The sequence below is a fragment of the Gallibacterium genomosp. 2 genome (genome assembly GCF_000771895.1).
Taxonomy (GTDB): Bacteria; Pseudomonadota; Gammaproteobacteria; order Enterobacterales; family Pasteurellaceae; genus Gallibacterium.
Genome location: NZ_JPXY01000016.1, coordinates 1 through 15,380, shown reverse-complemented (window position 1 = coordinate 15,380; position 15,380 = coordinate 1). Strand labels below are relative to the sequence as shown.

Below are 15,380 nucleotides of genomic sequence, written 5' to 3'. Positions count from 1 at the left end.
AGCCGCATTCATTGCGGCTTTTTCATTTCATCAAACTGTTGAATACAGATTTTTTTAGGCAACTACTGTTCGGCTTTTGCGCTCAATTTCTGTAAGATTTTTTGATGAATTCCTCCGAAACTACCGTTACTCATCACTAAAATATGATCTGTCGGTTGTGCTTCTTCGACAATTTTATCCACCAATAAATCAATATCAGCTGTCCACACTGCCGGTTGAATACATTGATTAGCAATATCAACCACTTGCCACGGTAAATTTTCCGGTTGCAACAGGAAAACATAATCTGCTCTGACCAATGCCGGCGCAAGTTCTTTGGTATGAACGCCCATTTTCATTGTGTTGGAGCGTGGTTCAAGCACTGCCAAAATACGCACACCGCCACCGACTTTATCTCTCAAAGCGGTTAATGTTGCTGAAATTTCCACCGGATGATGGGCAAAATCATCATAAACGGCGATACCGTTCACTTCACCTTTCACCTCCAAACGGCGATTAGCATTCACAAAAGTAGCAAGTGCTTTACAAGATTGTTCGATACCGACACCGGCGTGATAAGCAGCAGCAATCGCCATTAGCGCATTAAACATATTATGCTGTCCGACAATATTCCACTCTACTTCCGCCACTTTTTGCTGTTGATGATAAACCTCAAATTTAGTGCAATCATTGCGTAGACGTTTTGCAAACCACTCTTTGTCTTCACCAATAAACTGCTGTTCACTCCAGCATCCCATCGCTAATGTTTCTTTTACACTGGTTTCATCGGCAAAAGATAAAATACGCCCTTTTGACGGGATGGTTCGAATCATATGATGAAATTGTCGTTGGATTGCTTTTAAATCATCAAAAATATCAGCGTGATCAAAGCCAATATTATTAATAATCAATGTCTTAGGATTGTAGTGAATAAATTTTGACCGTTTATCAAAAAAGGCGGTGTCATACTCGTCCGCTTCAATCACAAAAAATGGTGATTTACCTAACCGAGCGGAAATACCGAAATTACCTGAAATACCGCCGATTAAAAATCCGGGTTCTAATCCGGCTTGATCTAAAATCCAAGTTAGCATTCCGGTTGTCGTGGTTTTGCCGTGTGTGCCGGAAACTGCCAATACCCAACGATTTCTCAGCAAATTATCGTGTAACCATTGTGGCCCGGACATATATGGCAAATTATTATCCAGCACATATTCCACGCAAGGATTACCTCGTTTCATTGCATTACCGATAATGACAAGATCGGGTGCCGGTTTTAATTGTTCAACATCATAGTTCGGAATAATGTCAATGCCACTTTTTTGTAAAAAAACACTCATCGGCGGATAAACATTGACATCTGAACCGGTAACTTTATAGCCAAGTTCTCGTGCAATCATTGCTAATCCGCCCATAAAGGTGCCACAAATACCCAAAATATGAATATGTTTCTGTTCCATTTTATATCCTACTTTACTTATTTTTATTTAAATCAAACGTTCCTTTAGCTGATCTGTAAATGATACTATTCTCGTTCCATTTTTGTGCTGACCCACAATTTGCGTCATATATGACTAACTGTTATTATTCCGTAGAAAATAATATAAGCCACTATTAGGATCAAATAGGATCAAGATATGAATAGTAAATCTCACATCAACTCTATCAGTATTCTAATGCCTATCTTTGCGTTTATTCTAGCGATTTTTTTCATCATTTTCAGTACTCAAGCTGCCGCTTCTGTGCAACCTAATTCATTTACCAATAAACCGTTCGACTCTTATAAACTGGTCGATATACAAGTTGTTTCGCAAAACATTCAAAAACAGGACAATGGCAAATTAATGTTTTCAACAACCTACTTGATTAAAAATAAATCTTCACAAAATATCAAACAGTTAGCTTGGTATGCTGTTTTTATTTTTAATAATCGTATTATTGATAATCGCCTTTCTCATATTAACTTCAAACAGTTCAATATTCTGAAGCCGAATCAACAATATTATCTGCTCACCTTCACGCCTGAAGATGAAATGCCCTCTTTCAGCAAGGAGCTATTTGCCAGTGATAGTTCTGATATAAAAGTAAAGCCAATCATCAAATCCATTGTTTTTGATGACGGTTCCACTTCAATAAAACATAATTAAAACAACAAGATCGGAGAAAAAGCAGCTAATACAATTATGATTGCCAACAACCAATAAGGCGCTTTTTCTCTACGTATCAATGGATAAGCCCAAGCTGCCAACAACAAGAGATGGCAGATAAAATAGAAAGAAAGATGCAGAACATTCCAGTCCGTTTTTACCCCATCAATATGAATAATCGTCATAGCAACTAAAGCAAATACACTGCTGGCTACCAGAGCAATTAAGACCAAATAAGGTAAAATTTCAATCAATCCATTTAATCTGTTACGAGAGACCAGCAACCCCCAATAAGCCAAGGCAATTCCGGCAACAATTTGCAATAACGGATTAAATGTTAAGCTGGTCTGCAATTCAAATAAAAACAGAGGAATCAATGCTAAAATCAAGCCAATAGTGCCCATCACAACGCCTAACCATAAAATCGCACGCCGTAATTGCTCTTCTTTAGGCTGCTGCCAAGTGGTCAAAGTGAGTGCTAGACCGCAGCAATAAGCCAATCTAATCGGCAAATAAACCTTCACTTGGAAACAGGTTACCAATAACCAACCCACCCAAAAGATTAAGAAATAAAGATTCCATCGACTTAACCTTGAACGCTGTCCGTTGCAGATTTCCCCCTTGATAAAAATCACCTGAGCGATCATTTGTGCCACTAAAACCGCAATTAATAAATGGGAAATAATGGATTCCCCCGCCGGTTTTGCTATTAATAAGAAAAAATCAGCTAATGCAAGTATAAAGATAGGTAAAATCGATAAACCTATAACTTTAATTTTTGACTCTTCTTGATTTGACATATTTAAATAACCTTTACAAAATTTTGTGATTTACGTCGCATATTATGGCATAATCATTCGGTTTTTTCTTTAAATTAATCTTTCGGAGGAAATATGCGTTTATTACATACTATGCTTCGCGTTGGCGATCTCGAACGTTCCATCAAATTCTATACCGAAGTTTTAGGAATGCGTGTTTTACGCCGCAGTGAAAACCCTGAATATAAATACTCTCTAGCATTCGTTGGTTATGACGATGAAGATAAAACCGCTGTAATTGAATTAACTTACAACTGGGGCGTCAGCCAATATGATTTAGGTTCTGCTTTTGGGCATATTGCTATCGGCGTTGATGATATTTATGCCACTTGTGAAGCCGTGAAAGCTGCCGGTGGTAAAGTAACACGTGAACCGGGTCCGGTAAAAGGCGGAACAACTGTAATCGCTTTTATTGAAGATCCTGACGGTTACAAAATCGAATTTATCGAAAATAAGAGTGCTAAAGACGGTTTAGGCAATCATTAATTCTCTTATTACACTATTTTTCTGCTCACTCCTCTTTTTCGAGGAGTGAGTCATTTTTAAAGGTAACATAATTTGGATACTACGCTTTCTCAAACCTCGGAAAATAACGCTACAGAAACCAGTATAAATTATCAGCTGCTAAAACATCGTTTCCGCGGTTATTACCCTGTTATCGTCGATGTTGAAACCTCCGGTTTAAACGCGCAAACGGACGGACTGCTTGAATTAGCTGCCATCACTGTAAAAATGGATGAGCAAGGATTGTTGCATCCCGATGAAAAATGTCACTTTCAAATTAAACTTTTTGAAGGAGCAAATGTTGATCCCAATTCATTAAAAATTAACGGTATTAATCCCGATGATCCGCAAAGAGAAGCCGTTGATGAACTCACCGCATTAACAGGCTTTTTTCAAATGGTTAGACGTGGTCAAAAAGCAGCAGAATGCAAACGTTCAATATTGGTCGCCCATAATGCAATGTTTGATTACAATTTTTTGATGGCTGCCATTAATCGTACCGGTATCAAACGCAATCCGTTTCACCCTTTTTCAACCTTTGACACCGCCACTTTGGCCGGATTTATGTTTGGTCAGACCGTTCTTCGTACAGCCTGCGACAATGCCGGCATTCCGTTTGAACCAAGCAAAGCACATTCTGCACTTTATGATACTGAAAAAACAGCGGAATTATTCTGCTTAATGGTGAATAAATTAAAACAAGCTAATATTTTCCCACCACAACTTTGAGATGTAAAAATTTCTTGATAAATGGTTAAATTTTAGTAAATTATGGAACTTCTCATAATCAACTTAAGGAACACAACATATGTTATTCAGCAATGAAGTTGTTATCTCCATTCTCGTGCTGCTTGCACTGAGTTTGATGCGTATCAACGTTGTAATTGCCCTAATTATTTCCGCACTTACCGCCGGATTGGTTGGAGGCTTGGATCTGAACAAAACCGTTTCGGTTTTTACCGATGGTTTAGGTGGCGGTGCTTCGGTGGCAATGAATTATGCTATTTTAGGTGCTTTTGCCGTTGCCATTTCTAAATCCGGAATTACCGATTTGCTTGCCTACAAAGTGATTGTGCGTTTAGGTCACACGCCTAGCCATAGAACACTTTTCTGGTTTAAATATCTCTTGCTTGCCGTGTTATTGGCGTTCTCTATCTCCTCACAAAACCTGTTGCCGGTACACATTGCCTTTATTCCGATTGTGGTGCCGCCATTACTCGGTATTTTTAATAAATTAAAATTGGATCGCCGAGCTGTAGCCTGTATTTTGACGTTCGGTTTAACTGCAACTTATATGTTGTTACCGGTCGGCTTCGGAAAAATCTTTATTGAAAATATTCTGGTCAAAAATATCAATGAAGCAGGTGCACAATTCGGTCTGCAAACCTCAACCGCACAAGTGTCACTAGCGATGTTAATTCCGGTTATCGGAATGATTTTAGGCTTGTTGACCGCCATTTTTATTAGCTACCGCAAACCGAGAGAATATATTGTTCACAGCAGTGAACCGACTTCTGATGATTTGCAACAACGTATCGCTAACATTAAACCTTTCCATATCTGGATCAGTATTATTTCTATTGTGGTTGCCTTTACTTTGCAACTTTTCACTGATTCCACTATTGTTGGGGGCTTGGTCGGTTTAATCATCTTCGCTTTAGGCGGTATTTTTAAACTGAAAGAGAGCAATGATGTTTTCCAACAAGGTTTACGTTTGATGGCAATGATCGGTTTTGTGATGATTGCCGCTTCCGGCTTTGCCAAAGTGATTAATGAAACCGGAGGAGTGACTGAATTAGTACAAACTTTCAGTAGCACCATTGGTTCTGATAACAAAGGGCTTGCCGTATTTTTAATGTTATTGATCGGGCTATTTATCACAATGGGTATCGGCTCATCATTCTCTACTGTTCCAATCATTACATCAATTTATGTGCCATTATGTGTTAGTTTCGGTTTTTCGCCCTTAGCTACCGCTGCAATTGTTGGTGTATCTGCTGCGTTAGGCGATGCTGGATCACCAGCTTCTGATTCAACATTGGGTCCAACATCCGGTTTGAATATGGATGGAAAACACGATCATATTTGGGATTCAGTCGTACCAACATTCATTCACTACAACATTCCGTTGTTAATTTTCGGTTGGATTGCGGCAATGACTTTGTAATATCGTATAATAAAAAATATTAAAAAAGACTGAATTGTGATCTGCACCCCTAAAGTTGGACTTATTATCCAACATATAAAGGTGCAGATTTTTTATGACCAAATACAGTCACACATTTAAACAACAAGTTGTAAATTTCTACTAATCCTTATAACTTCAATCTAATATTTCAGCATCATCAGCTGTGAATGAATCAAGAGAGTGTTCTTTTACTTGGATACATACATAAGTGATTGGTATATCATTTCCTGCAAAAAATTGTCTTCTAATAGCCGGCGAAATCCGTAACCAATCACTTTCAAAGGCAGTTATGTAATGATGGAATTGTCTTTAGAAAAGATTATCAAACAAATCCACCAAAAGTGGAATATGGGCTAACTACTTTAGGCAAAGAGTTACTTCAAGTTTTAAAATCTATGGAACAGTTCGGTATTTATTACAAGTTTGTTACAGATAAATTAGAATAATCACAAGAACAATGCATCGGCGATTAATGCAAAAGCTTCATTATCGTTGTTTTCTTTCTGAACAAAATTATATCTATCAGAAAAATAAATTTACTTATTCACTCATACTTTTCATCAAATAAGTTCATTTTTGTGGATTCGCTCACATTTCCAGATAAAAGTTTTTCATATAATAACGAACAAATTTTTCATTATAGAAGGATTATAGCTATGAATTTATCAACTTTTCTACATTAGCCATTAGTACCATTTTATTAGCTTCTACAGCTCAAGCATCCGGACGTTTAGTCATTTACTGCAGTACAACCAATGAATTATGTGAAACTGAAACACAAGCATTCTCAAAAAAATATGATGTTAAAACTTCATTCATTCGTAACGGCTTCGGTAGCACTTTTGCTAAAGTTGAAGCGGAAAAAATAACCCTCAAGCTGATGTTTGGTATGGAGGTACTTTCGATCCTCAATCCCAAGCTGGGGAATTAGGTTTATTAGAACCTTATCAATCAGCAAACTTGTCGCAAATTATCGAAAAATTCCGAAATCCAGGCAAAGTCAAAGGAAATCTATCCTCTGCCATTTATATGGGAATTTTAGGATTTGGTGTTAACACTGACCGTTTAGCAAAATTAGGTATTAAAGAAACACCAAAATGTTGGAGTGATTTGTTAGATCCACGCTTAAAAGGCGAAATTCAAATTGCAGATCCTCAAAGCTCTGGCACAGCTTATACTGCTATTGCTACATTTGTACAATTATGGGGTGAACCGAAAGCATTCGAATATTTTAAGTCTTTAGATAAAAATATTTCACAATACACTAAATCTGGTATTACACCATCACGTAACGCCGCACGTGGTGAAGCCACTATCGGTATCGGCTTCTTACATGATTATGCATTGGAAAAAGAGAAAGGCGCACCGCTTGCCTTAGTCGTTCCTTGTGAAGGTACAGGTTATGAACTTGGTGGCGTAAGTATCTTAAAAGGCGCAAGAAACCTAGATAATGCCAAACTTTTCGTTGATTGGGCGTTATCTAAAGAAGGTCAGGAACTTGCGTGGAAAAAAGGTCAGGCTTTACAGACTTTAACTAACACTACCGCAGAACAATCTCCTAATGCATTTGATCCGACAAAACTTAAATTAATCAATTATGATTTTGAAAAATTCGGCTCAAGTGATGAAAGAAAACGTTTAATCAACAAATTGGTCAATGACGTCAAATTAAGCAAATAATAAAACAAAAAAATAGCTATGGGGAATTTATTTCTCATAGCTATTTGCTTTTTATAATTTATTCTCCTATCTTTTGGGAGTATATTTTTATTTTGTAGGGTTGTATGTTTCAATTCTCAGAAAGACCATAAAGCATTGCTCTATGAATCGCCCTGATGAGAGCTTAAACCTCTCCTAAATTAAATGTATCCTACCGCCGAAAATGATGAGGTTTCAACCACTAAGGAATTTTTGATGGACTCAACAAAATTTTCAATAAATACTACTACGACCTGGATTTTGATTAGCTTTCTTGCATTTGCGATTCTGCCATCATTTGCTTTGGATTATGGCTTGCTAGAATCAACTACTGATGAATTTTTAGCCGCAATGGGATGGCACTCGTTTAATCTAAGTTGGTTTTGGTTTTTCTCTTTGGCTATTTTCTGGTTCTCCCCTCATCTTGGGCTATCTCAAGAAAAGAAAGCAAAATTTGAATTAGTTGCGGTTTGTATTATCGCTTTATTTACTTTTATTTCCGCCAATATTTATCACTTGAGCTTAGGTTATGCTGTTATCGTACAAATTATTACGCTAACTGCTATCGCTACTAATGCCTTAGCTAAGCTCAAAATTATGCAAGGCGATAAATTTATTATTGCTTCGCTGCTTGCCATTATCTTATTAATTTTCTTTTTTATTGTTTATCCAACTTTAACCATCTTCATTTCAATGTTTTATGATGGCAATGAATTTAATCCAAGCCAATTTATCCAAATTATCACTCAATCTTATATTTTGCGTGTAATCCTCAATTCGGTATGGTTATCTGCATTTGTCGGCTTTATTTCTACCGTTTTTGGCTTGGCTTTTGCGCTTTATACTACCAGAATAGCCAAACGTACTGCCTTTATCGGCAAAATTTTCTCTATTTTGCCTATTGTCACACCCCCATTTGTTGTCGGTTTAGGAGTAACTTTGATGTTAGGGCGCTCTGGGTATTTAACTGAATTTTTAGCACAACACTTTGGCTTTACTAACACAAACTGGCTTTATGGCTTCAACGGTATCGCTATAGCACAGATTTTAGCGTTTACGCCACTTGCTTTTATGATTTTGGAAGGATCATTAAAATCAGCACATCCGTCCATTGAAGAAGCCTCTTACACATTAAGAGCTAATCGTTATCAAACCTTCTTTCAAGTTATTTTTCCATTATTAAAACCGGCTCTTGCTAATGCGTTTTTGTTGGTTTTTATCCAATCTTTAGCAGATTTCAGTAACCCATTAGTATTGGGAGGCAGTTTCGATGTTATCGCCACTCAAATTTATTTCTATATTGCTGGTTCACAACTTGATTATGCTTCCGCCAGTACATTAGGCACAATTCTATTATTGTTCTCACTTGGTATTTTTATTGTGCAATATATTTGGATAGGAAATCGCTCTTATGTTACCGTTTCTGGTAAATCTTATCGTGGTGATGTACAGGATTTACCTACCGGATTAAAAAATGCCATTATTGCCTTATTAGCAATTTGGATTATTTTTAATGCCACACTTTACGGCAGTATTTTTTACGGTAGCTTCACTGTCAATTGGGGTGTTGATTACACTTTAACCCTTGGAAATTATGCCTCTCTATTCGGTCAAGGATTTAGTGACGGTGCGTGGCCATCTCTAATCAACACTATTATTTATGCTGGTATTGCTGCTCCACTTACTGCACTATTCGGCTTATTAATCGCCTATATTGTGGTGCGTAAAGAGTTCACCGGTAAAAAAACATTAGAGTTTTTAACTATGCTCTGTTTTGCCGTACCGGGAACCGTTGCCGGAGTATCTTACATTTTAGCCTTTAATGATGCTCCGCTCTATATCACCGGTACCGGTGTCATCATTATTATCTCAATGGTAATGAGGGATTTACCGATTGGGATGCGTGCCGCTATTGCCGGTTTAGGGCAGTTGGATAAATCATTAGATGAAGCTTCACTTTCTTTAAAAGGAAATTCGTGGAAAACATTAATTTATGTCACTTTGCCATTGCTTAAACCTGCACTACTTTCCGCATTAATTACCAGTTTCGTTCGGGCAATGACCACTGTAAGTGCGATTGTATTCTTGGTAACTGCCGATACTCGTGTAGCCACTGCCTATATTTTAAACCGTGTAGAAGATGGTGAATACGGTATTGCAATCGCTTATGGTTCATTGCTGATTGTAGTGATGATGGCAATTATTTTATTCTTTGACTGGATGGTCGGTGATACTCGAATTTCCCGTTCAAAAGCAAAACAAATGAATTAAATTGAGGTTGTTTTATGAATAACGATAATAACTTTCTTGTCTTAAGAAATGTGACAAAACGCTTTGGTAAATCTGTTGTGATCGATGATCTCAGTTTAACCATTAAACGTGGTACAATGACCACATTACTCGGACCTTCAGGTTGCGGTAAAACCACCATTCTACGCTTGGTCTCCGGTTTGGAACGCCCTACCAGCGGACAAATCTTTATTGATGGTGAAGATGTGACGAAATCCTCCATTCAAAGTCGTGATATATGTATTGTATTTCAATCCTATGCATTATTCCCACATATGTCGATTGCAGATAACGTAGGTTACGGCTTAAAAATGTTGGGAGTTAATGCTGAAGAGCGTAAACAACGCATTGAAGAAGCATTGGAGTTGGTAGATCTAGCCGGTTTTGGTGATCGTTATGTCGATCAGATTTCTGGTGGACAACAACAACGTGTAGCATTAGCTCGCGCTTTAGTATTAAAACCAAAAGTTTTACTTTTTGATGAACCGTTAAGTAACCTTGATGCCAATTTACGCCGTAGTATGCGTGAAAAAATTAGAGAATTACAGCAAAAATTTAATATTACTTCTCTCTATGTTACTCACGATCAAAGCGAAGCTTTTGCCGTTTCCGATGAAGTAATTGTAATGAATAAAGGTAAAATTATGCAGAAAGCACCTGCAAAAGTGCTTTATCAACGACCTAACTCTCTCTTTTTAGCTAAATTTATGGGTGAAGCCAGTATCATTGAAGGCTATTTAGAAAATAATCAATTAAACATTAATGGCTATCAATTAACGCTGGATCAAGCTCAAGAATTTAATATCGACAACGGTGAATGTTTGGTCGGTATTCGCCCGGAAGCTATTCATCTATTGACACAAGGTTCGCCGCAGACCCGTTGTCAAATTAAATCAGCAGTTTATATGGGAAATTATTGGGAAATTGTGGTGCTATGGGGCAATAATGAATTATTAGTAAATTTAGCACCCGAACACTTCGAGGCAAATTGTCAAGAAGCCTATATAGAACTTGCCCCATCAGGAATATTTTTACTAAATAAATCAAACAATTAAGAAGGATATAACTATGCATAATTTGAAAAAATTAGCTCTCGTGGCTATTATTGCCGGTGTCGCCACTAATGTTTTTGCTGCCAAAACTGAACCTTATACTCAAGAAGGCACAAATGCACGTGAAATGTTACAGCAAGCACCAATTCATTGGGTTTCAATTGAGCAGATTAAAAAAAGTTTAGAAGGTAAACCTGCTATCAATGTCAGTTTCGATATTGATGATACCGTATTGTTTTCCAGCCCTTGTTTCTATTACGGACAACAAAAATATTCACCAAATGGTTTTGAATATTTAAAAAATCAAGATTTCTGGAATGAAGTTAATGCTGGCTGCGACAAATACTCAATTCCAAAAGAAGTAGCAAAAGCATTAATTAAGATGCACGAAGAACGAGGCGACAGCGTTTATTTTATTACCGGAAGAACTGCCGGTAAAACAGATGGTGTAACCCCAATTCTACAAAAAGCATTAGGCGTTAAAAATATGCATCCGGTTGATTTTATGGGAGATCGTCCTCGTAATACTAAATACAACAAAACACCAGCTATTTTAGAACATAAAATCAGCATCCATTATGGCGACAGTGATGATGATATTTTAGCAGCAAAAGAAGCTGGTATTCGTGGTATCCGTATTATGCGTGCACCGAACTCCACCTACTTACCAATGCCTACTTTAGGCGGTTACGGTGAAGAAGTTTTGATTAACTCAAGCTACTAATCCAAATCATTCCAAACATCGCCCAATGTGAGAAAATCCTGTTTCAGCATTGGGCGCATTTTTCCATTATGCATTGCCGCTGCCGGATGATACATCGGCAATAATAAAAAACAGTGTTCATCCTGCATCAAGGTGTAAACTTGCCCGTGAACTTCACTGATTTTAAATTCTGGCAGAAATACAGACAACGCAATACGTCCGCACGGCACAATAATTTTAGGCTTAACCTTCGCAATTTCTGCACGTAGTAAGCTGTTAAATGCTGTAATTTCTTTCTTGTTAGGATCACGTTTTTCCGGTCTAAACTTAACCACATTGGTCAGATAAATATTCTCTCTGGTCAATCCAATAGAATCTAATAACTGATCAAAAAATTTACCACTCGTCCCAGCAAAAGGTCCTTTACTCAGCTCATCTTTCCCAGGAGCATCACCAATAAACATTATTTCAGCTTGAGAATTACCCCAAGCTGGAACTAATTGATATTGAAAGAATTGTTGTTGTAACTGTTCAAACTGTTGTTGAATTGTGTTCATAGCCTATTTCAAAAAAATCCGGATTACATAAATGTAATCCGGAAATAAATAATGAATGAAGAATTATCCTTACTTTTCTTCCGCTAACCAAATTGCCACTTGTTTAGCGAAATAAGTCAAAATACCATCCGCTCCGGCACGTTTAAAGCAGAGCAATCCTTCTAAAATGCTCTCTTTTTCTTTTAACCACCCATTTTGAATTGCAGCCATCTGCATTGCATATTCTCCAGAAACTTGATAAGCGAAAGTAGGTACACCAAAGTGCTGTTTAACACGCCATAGTACATCAAGATAAGGCATTCCCGGTTTAACCATCACCATATCAGCCCCCTCCTGAATATCCAACCCAACTTCTTGCAATGCTTCATCGCTATTTGCAGGATCAAGTTGATATGTAAATTTATTACCACCTTTGATATTACTTGATGAACCGATTGCATCACGGAATGGTCCATAAAAACAAGAAGCATATTTTGCGGAATATGCCATAATCAAGGTATTAATAAAACCTTGTTGTTCGAACTGTTGACGAATTGCTCCAATACGTCCATCCATCATATCACTAGGTGCAACCACATCAGCTCCAACTTCAGCGTGGGAAAGCGCCTGTTTAACCAATACTTCAGTAGTAATATCATTCAAAACATAACCATTTTGATCAATAATTCCATCCTGACCGTGAGTAGTAAAAGGATCAAGTGCCACATCAGTCATTACCCCCAGCTCAGGATAAGCCTGTTTCAATGCACGTACGGTACGTTGAACTAAGCCATCCGGATTATAAGCCTCTTCCGCCATTAATGATTTTTTCTCTTGTGGCACAACTGGAAATAAAGCAACCATCGGTACACCATATTTCACTAATTCTGCTGCTTCAATCAATAATTGATCGATAGTCAGACGCTCCACACCCGGCATCGAAGGCACTGCTTCACGCTGATTTTCACCTTCAATCACAAATACTGGATAAATCAAATCATCGACACTTAATTTATTTTCCGCCATTAAACGACGACTGAAATCTTGTTTACGCATACGGCGCATACGACGTTCAGGAAATTGTGAAAAAATTTGTTGAGTCATTCATTAGCTCCTTTACTCATCAAAAATACTGTTAGGATAGCTATTATAATGAATTAACATTAGTGAATATATGCTTAAAATACGTTATCCTCTTTTTAAAGGCTGAGAATATCTTATTCTTTTAAAAATTTTTTTCAAAAACAATATTAAATTGTTTTTCCTGATAAGAATAAAGTGATGGAAAATTACTCTGTTGTTTCTTCCATATCAGCTGTAATTTAGGTGTAATACCAAACAAATGCCAATCACGTTTCCAAAGAGCAAAATAAGTATGATATATGTGATCTCTTCGATTTTTACCCAATGGAAACCGGTTAGCTAATTTGAATTGATCTTGATACTGTCTTTTACTAATAGAAAAATTCATATGTGAAGAAATGCCTTTTCCCCACTCTTGCCCCCAACCAAAACGTAAAGTATAACTATTATTGCTATACTGTTTGATTCTGGTATTTTCTTGCTCTAGATTAAATCCTATATGAAAAGTTTGTTGTGGATTTCTTATCCAAAATAATGTTGTCGAAAATAATTTATTTGCTCCATTTAAATAATCATAATCATTATAACGTTGCTTAACATACTCCAAAGCAGAAGAAATTTGCCAATTTATAGATAACCAGCGATTATATTCTGCACGTATTCCCGTTCCTTGTTGATAACGCTTATTCCCAATCCAACGCCTTTCATAAAGAGATAATAAACGCACACTCTGTTTTGAGTTTTTATTTACATAACCTAAATAACTACGGTTATATGTATCATTATAATCACGATTATCCCAATAAAACTTACCAAACAAATTAGTTTCAAAAAAGAAATAGTGTGAATCTTTAATATTTTTCTCTTTTGCTAATATCAATGAATAAGCAATACCATGAGCAGATTGTGGCAACATTGAATCAGATTTCACAAATCCTGTTTGTTCAATATTACGATCAGAAGAGGCATCATTTACATTATTATCTTGTTCATAATTTGCAGAGAAACTAATTTGCCAAGCACTATTATCGTCAATTAAACGTAAATATTGTTCTACCATTTTCGCCACTGCTATTGGTAAATTTTCATCAGATTTCACTTTTTCAAATTGTTGCTTTGCAGAACTAAGCTGCTTATCATTAAATAATGCTATTGCTAATGCAATTCTTGCAGGATTCATTTTAGGATTTATAGCTAACAGTTGTCGAAACTTTGCAATCGCTTGTGAATAATTTTGCTGTGATTCAGCTAAAGCACCTTCAGCAAATAAGATGAGTATTTTATCTTGTTGTTGATATTTCTGATAAATAGGCAATAACATCTTAATTATTTTAAAATGTCGATATATTACCGCTTGATATAACAATTTCTTTACTAAGATAGGATCTTTCTCCACATCTTTTAAAGAAATAGATATTTTACCTTGTATCACTTTAGCTATTTTATTGTCCAAGTGATCTAATGTTGCATTGAATACAGGTGAGTGTAGCTCTGTTTTATAAGTTTGAAGAGCAATATTATCACTTGCTGTTGCTATCGCAGAAAATGTGAATAAGCCACAGAAAATTAAAATTAATGTCTTGTAAATCATAAGAAAACAATAAGAAATTTAAATACTCTGCCTATTACGTTAGTCTTTTTAATGATAAATAAAAAACGCCCATACTGGGCGTTTAAAAATGAAAATAAGTTTATTGTTTTTTTGCCTGATATGCCCCAGAAATAACAGATTCTCCTTCCTTGTTCTTCAAATAAAATACGCCTAGTGTATTCTCTGCTTTATCTTCTTTTCCTGCAAACACCCCTGTATACTTGCCCTCATATTCTGCAGCAACAGCATTACCTTCATAGTAGTATTGCTTCTCTTTTAAGGTCACATTTTTCAATTCAATTTGCTTAATATTATTAGCCTGTACCTCAATATTACCTGAAACTGTCTGATCTTTTAATTCTAACGTTAATGAACCATCTTTTTCTTGCCCATCAATTGTCATTTTTGCCAAACCTTTATAAATTGCATTAACAGCTTGAGCAGGATTTTCTAAAACATATTTCTGATCTACTTCATAAAAATAATATTTATGATTATTGTAAGGGTAAGGCATTTCTGGCATAGTAAAATAACCATAATAACCAATATCACTTACAGGATTTGCTGTTTTATCAAAACTGAGTACAGTATTCTTTTGACGTTCTTGACGAAAATCCCCATCCATTCCAACGAAAGTGAAAACATCCCCTTCAGCTTTTGATCTGCACCCCAAAAATTGGACTTATTATCCAACAACATACAGAGGTGCAGATTTTTTATGACTAAATATAACCAAACATTTAAACAACAAGTGGTAGATTTCTACTTTCAACACGAGGAAAGCCTTTCTTT

13 protein-coding genes and 2 pseudogenes are annotated in these 15,380 nt (G+C 36.5%); 9 read left to right on the top strand and 6 right to left on the bottom strand.

The genetic code is table 11. The features are described from left to right. Positions 1-62: 62 nt before the first annotated feature. Positions 63-1,439, bottom strand: a complete 1,377-nt coding sequence (mpl, locus tag P375_RS03410; RefSeq protein WP_039134392.1) for a UDP-N-acetylmuramate:L-alanyl-gamma-D-glutamyl-meso-diaminopimelate ligase — start codon at positions 1,437-1,439, stop codon at positions 63-65. Positions 1,440-1,616: 177 nt separating this feature from the next. On the opposite strand from mpl, the gene P375_RS03405 reads away from it, so the two are divergent. Further along, positions 1,617-2,126: a hypothetical protein gene (locus tag P375_RS03405; protein WP_039083525.1), complete on the top strand. Its 510-nt coding sequence runs from the start codon at positions 1,617-1,619 to the stop codon at positions 2,124-2,126. Here P375_RS03405 and P375_RS03400 read toward each other — a convergent pair. Continuing rightward, on the bottom strand, positions 2,123-2,926 hold the full coding sequence (locus tag P375_RS03400; protein WP_039134389.1) for a hypothetical protein: 804 nt from the start codon (positions 2,924-2,926) through the stop codon (positions 2,123-2,125). The genes P375_RS03405 and P375_RS03400 overlap by 4 nt on opposite strands. A 93-nt stretch (positions 2,927-3,019) precedes the next feature. Between P375_RS03400 and gloA the strand changes: the two genes are divergently transcribed. The 8 genes and pseudogenes from gloA to aphA all read left to right on the top strand — a co-directional run bounded on the left by gloA (position 3,020) and on the right by aphA (position 11,399). After that, a complete protein-coding gene (gene gloA, locus P375_RS03395; RefSeq protein WP_013746868.1) occupies positions 3,020-3,430 on the top strand; it encodes a lactoylglutathione lyase in 411 nt (136 codons plus the stop codon). A 123-nt stretch (positions 3,431-3,553) separates the two neighbouring features. After that, on the top strand, positions 3,554-4,177 hold the full coding sequence (gene rnt, locus P375_RS03390) for a ribonuclease T (RefSeq protein ID WP_026211128.1): 624 nt from the start codon (positions 3,554-3,556) through the stop codon (positions 4,175-4,177). A gap of 79 nt (positions 4,178-4,256) precedes the next feature. Beyond that, complete coding sequence (locus tag P375_RS03385) at positions 4,257-5,615, top strand: Na+/H+ antiporter family protein (protein WP_039134386.1); 1,359 nt, start codon at positions 4,257-4,259, stop codon at positions 5,613-5,615. A 314-nt stretch (positions 5,616-5,929) separates the two neighbouring features. Further along, positions 5,930-6,082, top strand: a pseudogene (locus P375_RS12960) (winged helix-turn-helix transcriptional regulator); the annotation flags it as partial. A 218-nt stretch (positions 6,083-6,300) separates the two neighbouring features. Beyond that, positions 6,301-7,316: pseudogene (locus tag P375_RS03380) on the top strand (ABC transporter substrate-binding protein). A 234-nt stretch (positions 7,317-7,550) separates the two neighbouring features. Continuing rightward, positions 7,551-9,605: an ABC transporter permease gene (locus tag P375_RS03375; protein WP_039134383.1), complete on the top strand. Its 2,055-nt coding sequence runs from the start codon at positions 7,551-7,553 to the stop codon at positions 9,603-9,605. Between the two features lie 14 nt (positions 9,606-9,619). After that, positions 9,620-10,678, top strand: a complete 1,059-nt coding sequence (gene fbpC, locus P375_RS03370; RefSeq protein WP_039134381.1) for a ferric ABC transporter ATP-binding protein — start codon at positions 9,620-9,622, stop codon at positions 10,676-10,678. 13 nt (positions 10,679-10,691) lie between these two features. Next, complete coding sequence (gene aphA, locus P375_RS03365) at positions 10,692-11,399, top strand: acid phosphatase AphA (RefSeq protein WP_039134378.1); 708 nt, start codon at positions 10,692-10,694, stop codon at positions 11,397-11,399. Here aphA and P375_RS03360 read toward each other — a convergent pair. The 4 genes from P375_RS03360 to P375_RS03345 form a co-directional block, all read right to left on the bottom strand. Then, positions 11,396-11,935 (bottom strand): uracil-DNA glycosylase, encoded by a 540-nt coding sequence (locus P375_RS03360; protein ID WP_039134376.1) that lies wholly within the window; start codon positions 11,933-11,935, stop codon positions 11,396-11,398. The two genes, aphA and P375_RS03360, sit on opposite strands and share 4 nt — an antisense overlap. Before the next feature lie 69 nt (positions 11,936-12,004). Continuing rightward, complete coding sequence (gene hemB, locus P375_RS03355) at positions 12,005-13,018, bottom strand: porphobilinogen synthase (protein WP_039134373.1); 1,014 nt, start codon at positions 13,016-13,018, stop codon at positions 12,005-12,007. A 121-nt stretch (positions 13,019-13,139) separates the two neighbouring features. Further along, on the bottom strand, positions 13,140-14,588 hold the full coding sequence (locus tag P375_RS03350; RefSeq protein WP_039134370.1) for a porin family protein: 1,449 nt from the start codon (positions 14,586-14,588) through the stop codon (positions 13,140-13,142). A 100-nt stretch (positions 14,589-14,688) separates the two neighbouring features. Further along, positions 14,689-15,213 (bottom strand): hypothetical protein, encoded by a 525-nt coding sequence (locus P375_RS03345; RefSeq protein WP_039134368.1) that lies wholly within the window; start codon positions 15,211-15,213, stop codon positions 14,689-14,691. Positions 15,214-15,380 lie beyond the last annotated feature (167 nt).

Bases quoted from the DNA above. Each gene is read 5' to 3' on its own strand.
- mpl (WP_039134392.1), bottom strand. From the start codon at position 1,439: ATGGAACAGAAACATATTCATATTTTGGGTATTTGTGGCACCTTTATG.
- P375_RS03405 (WP_039083525.1), top strand. From the start codon at position 1,617: ATGAATAGTAAATCTCACATCAACTCTATCAGTATTCTAATGCCTATC.
- P375_RS03400 (WP_039134389.1), bottom strand. From the start codon at position 2,926: ATGTCAAATCAAGAAGAGTCAAAAATTAAAGTTATAGGTTTATCGATT.
- gloA (WP_013746868.1), top strand. From the start codon at position 3,020: ATGCGTTTATTACATACTATGCTTCGCGTTGGCGATCTCGAACGTTCC.
- P375_RS03385 (WP_039134386.1), top strand. From the start codon at position 4,257: ATGTTATTCAGCAATGAAGTTGTTATCTCCATTCTCGTGCTGCTTGCA.
- P375_RS03375 (WP_039134383.1), top strand. From the start codon at position 7,551: ATGGACTCAACAAAATTTTCAATAAATACTACTACGACCTGGATTTTG.
- fbpC (WP_039134381.1), top strand. From the start codon at position 9,620: ATGAATAACGATAATAACTTTCTTGTCTTAAGAAATGTGACAAAACGC.
- aphA (WP_039134378.1), top strand. From the start codon at position 10,692: ATGCATAATTTGAAAAAATTAGCTCTCGTGGCTATTATTGCCGGTGTC.
- P375_RS03360 (WP_039134376.1), bottom strand. From the start codon at position 11,935: ATGAACACAATTCAACAACAGTTTGAACAGTTACAACAACAATTCTTT.
- hemB (WP_039134373.1), bottom strand. From the start codon at position 13,018: ATGACTCAACAAATTTTTTCACAATTTCCTGAACGTCGTATGCGCCGT.
- P375_RS03350 (WP_039134370.1), bottom strand. From the start codon at position 14,588: ATGATTTACAAGACATTAATTTTAATTTTCTGTGGCTTATTCACATTT.
- P375_RS03345 (WP_039134368.1), bottom strand. From the start codon at position 15,213: ATGGATGGGGATTTTCGTCAAGAACGTCAAAAGAATACTGTACTCAGT.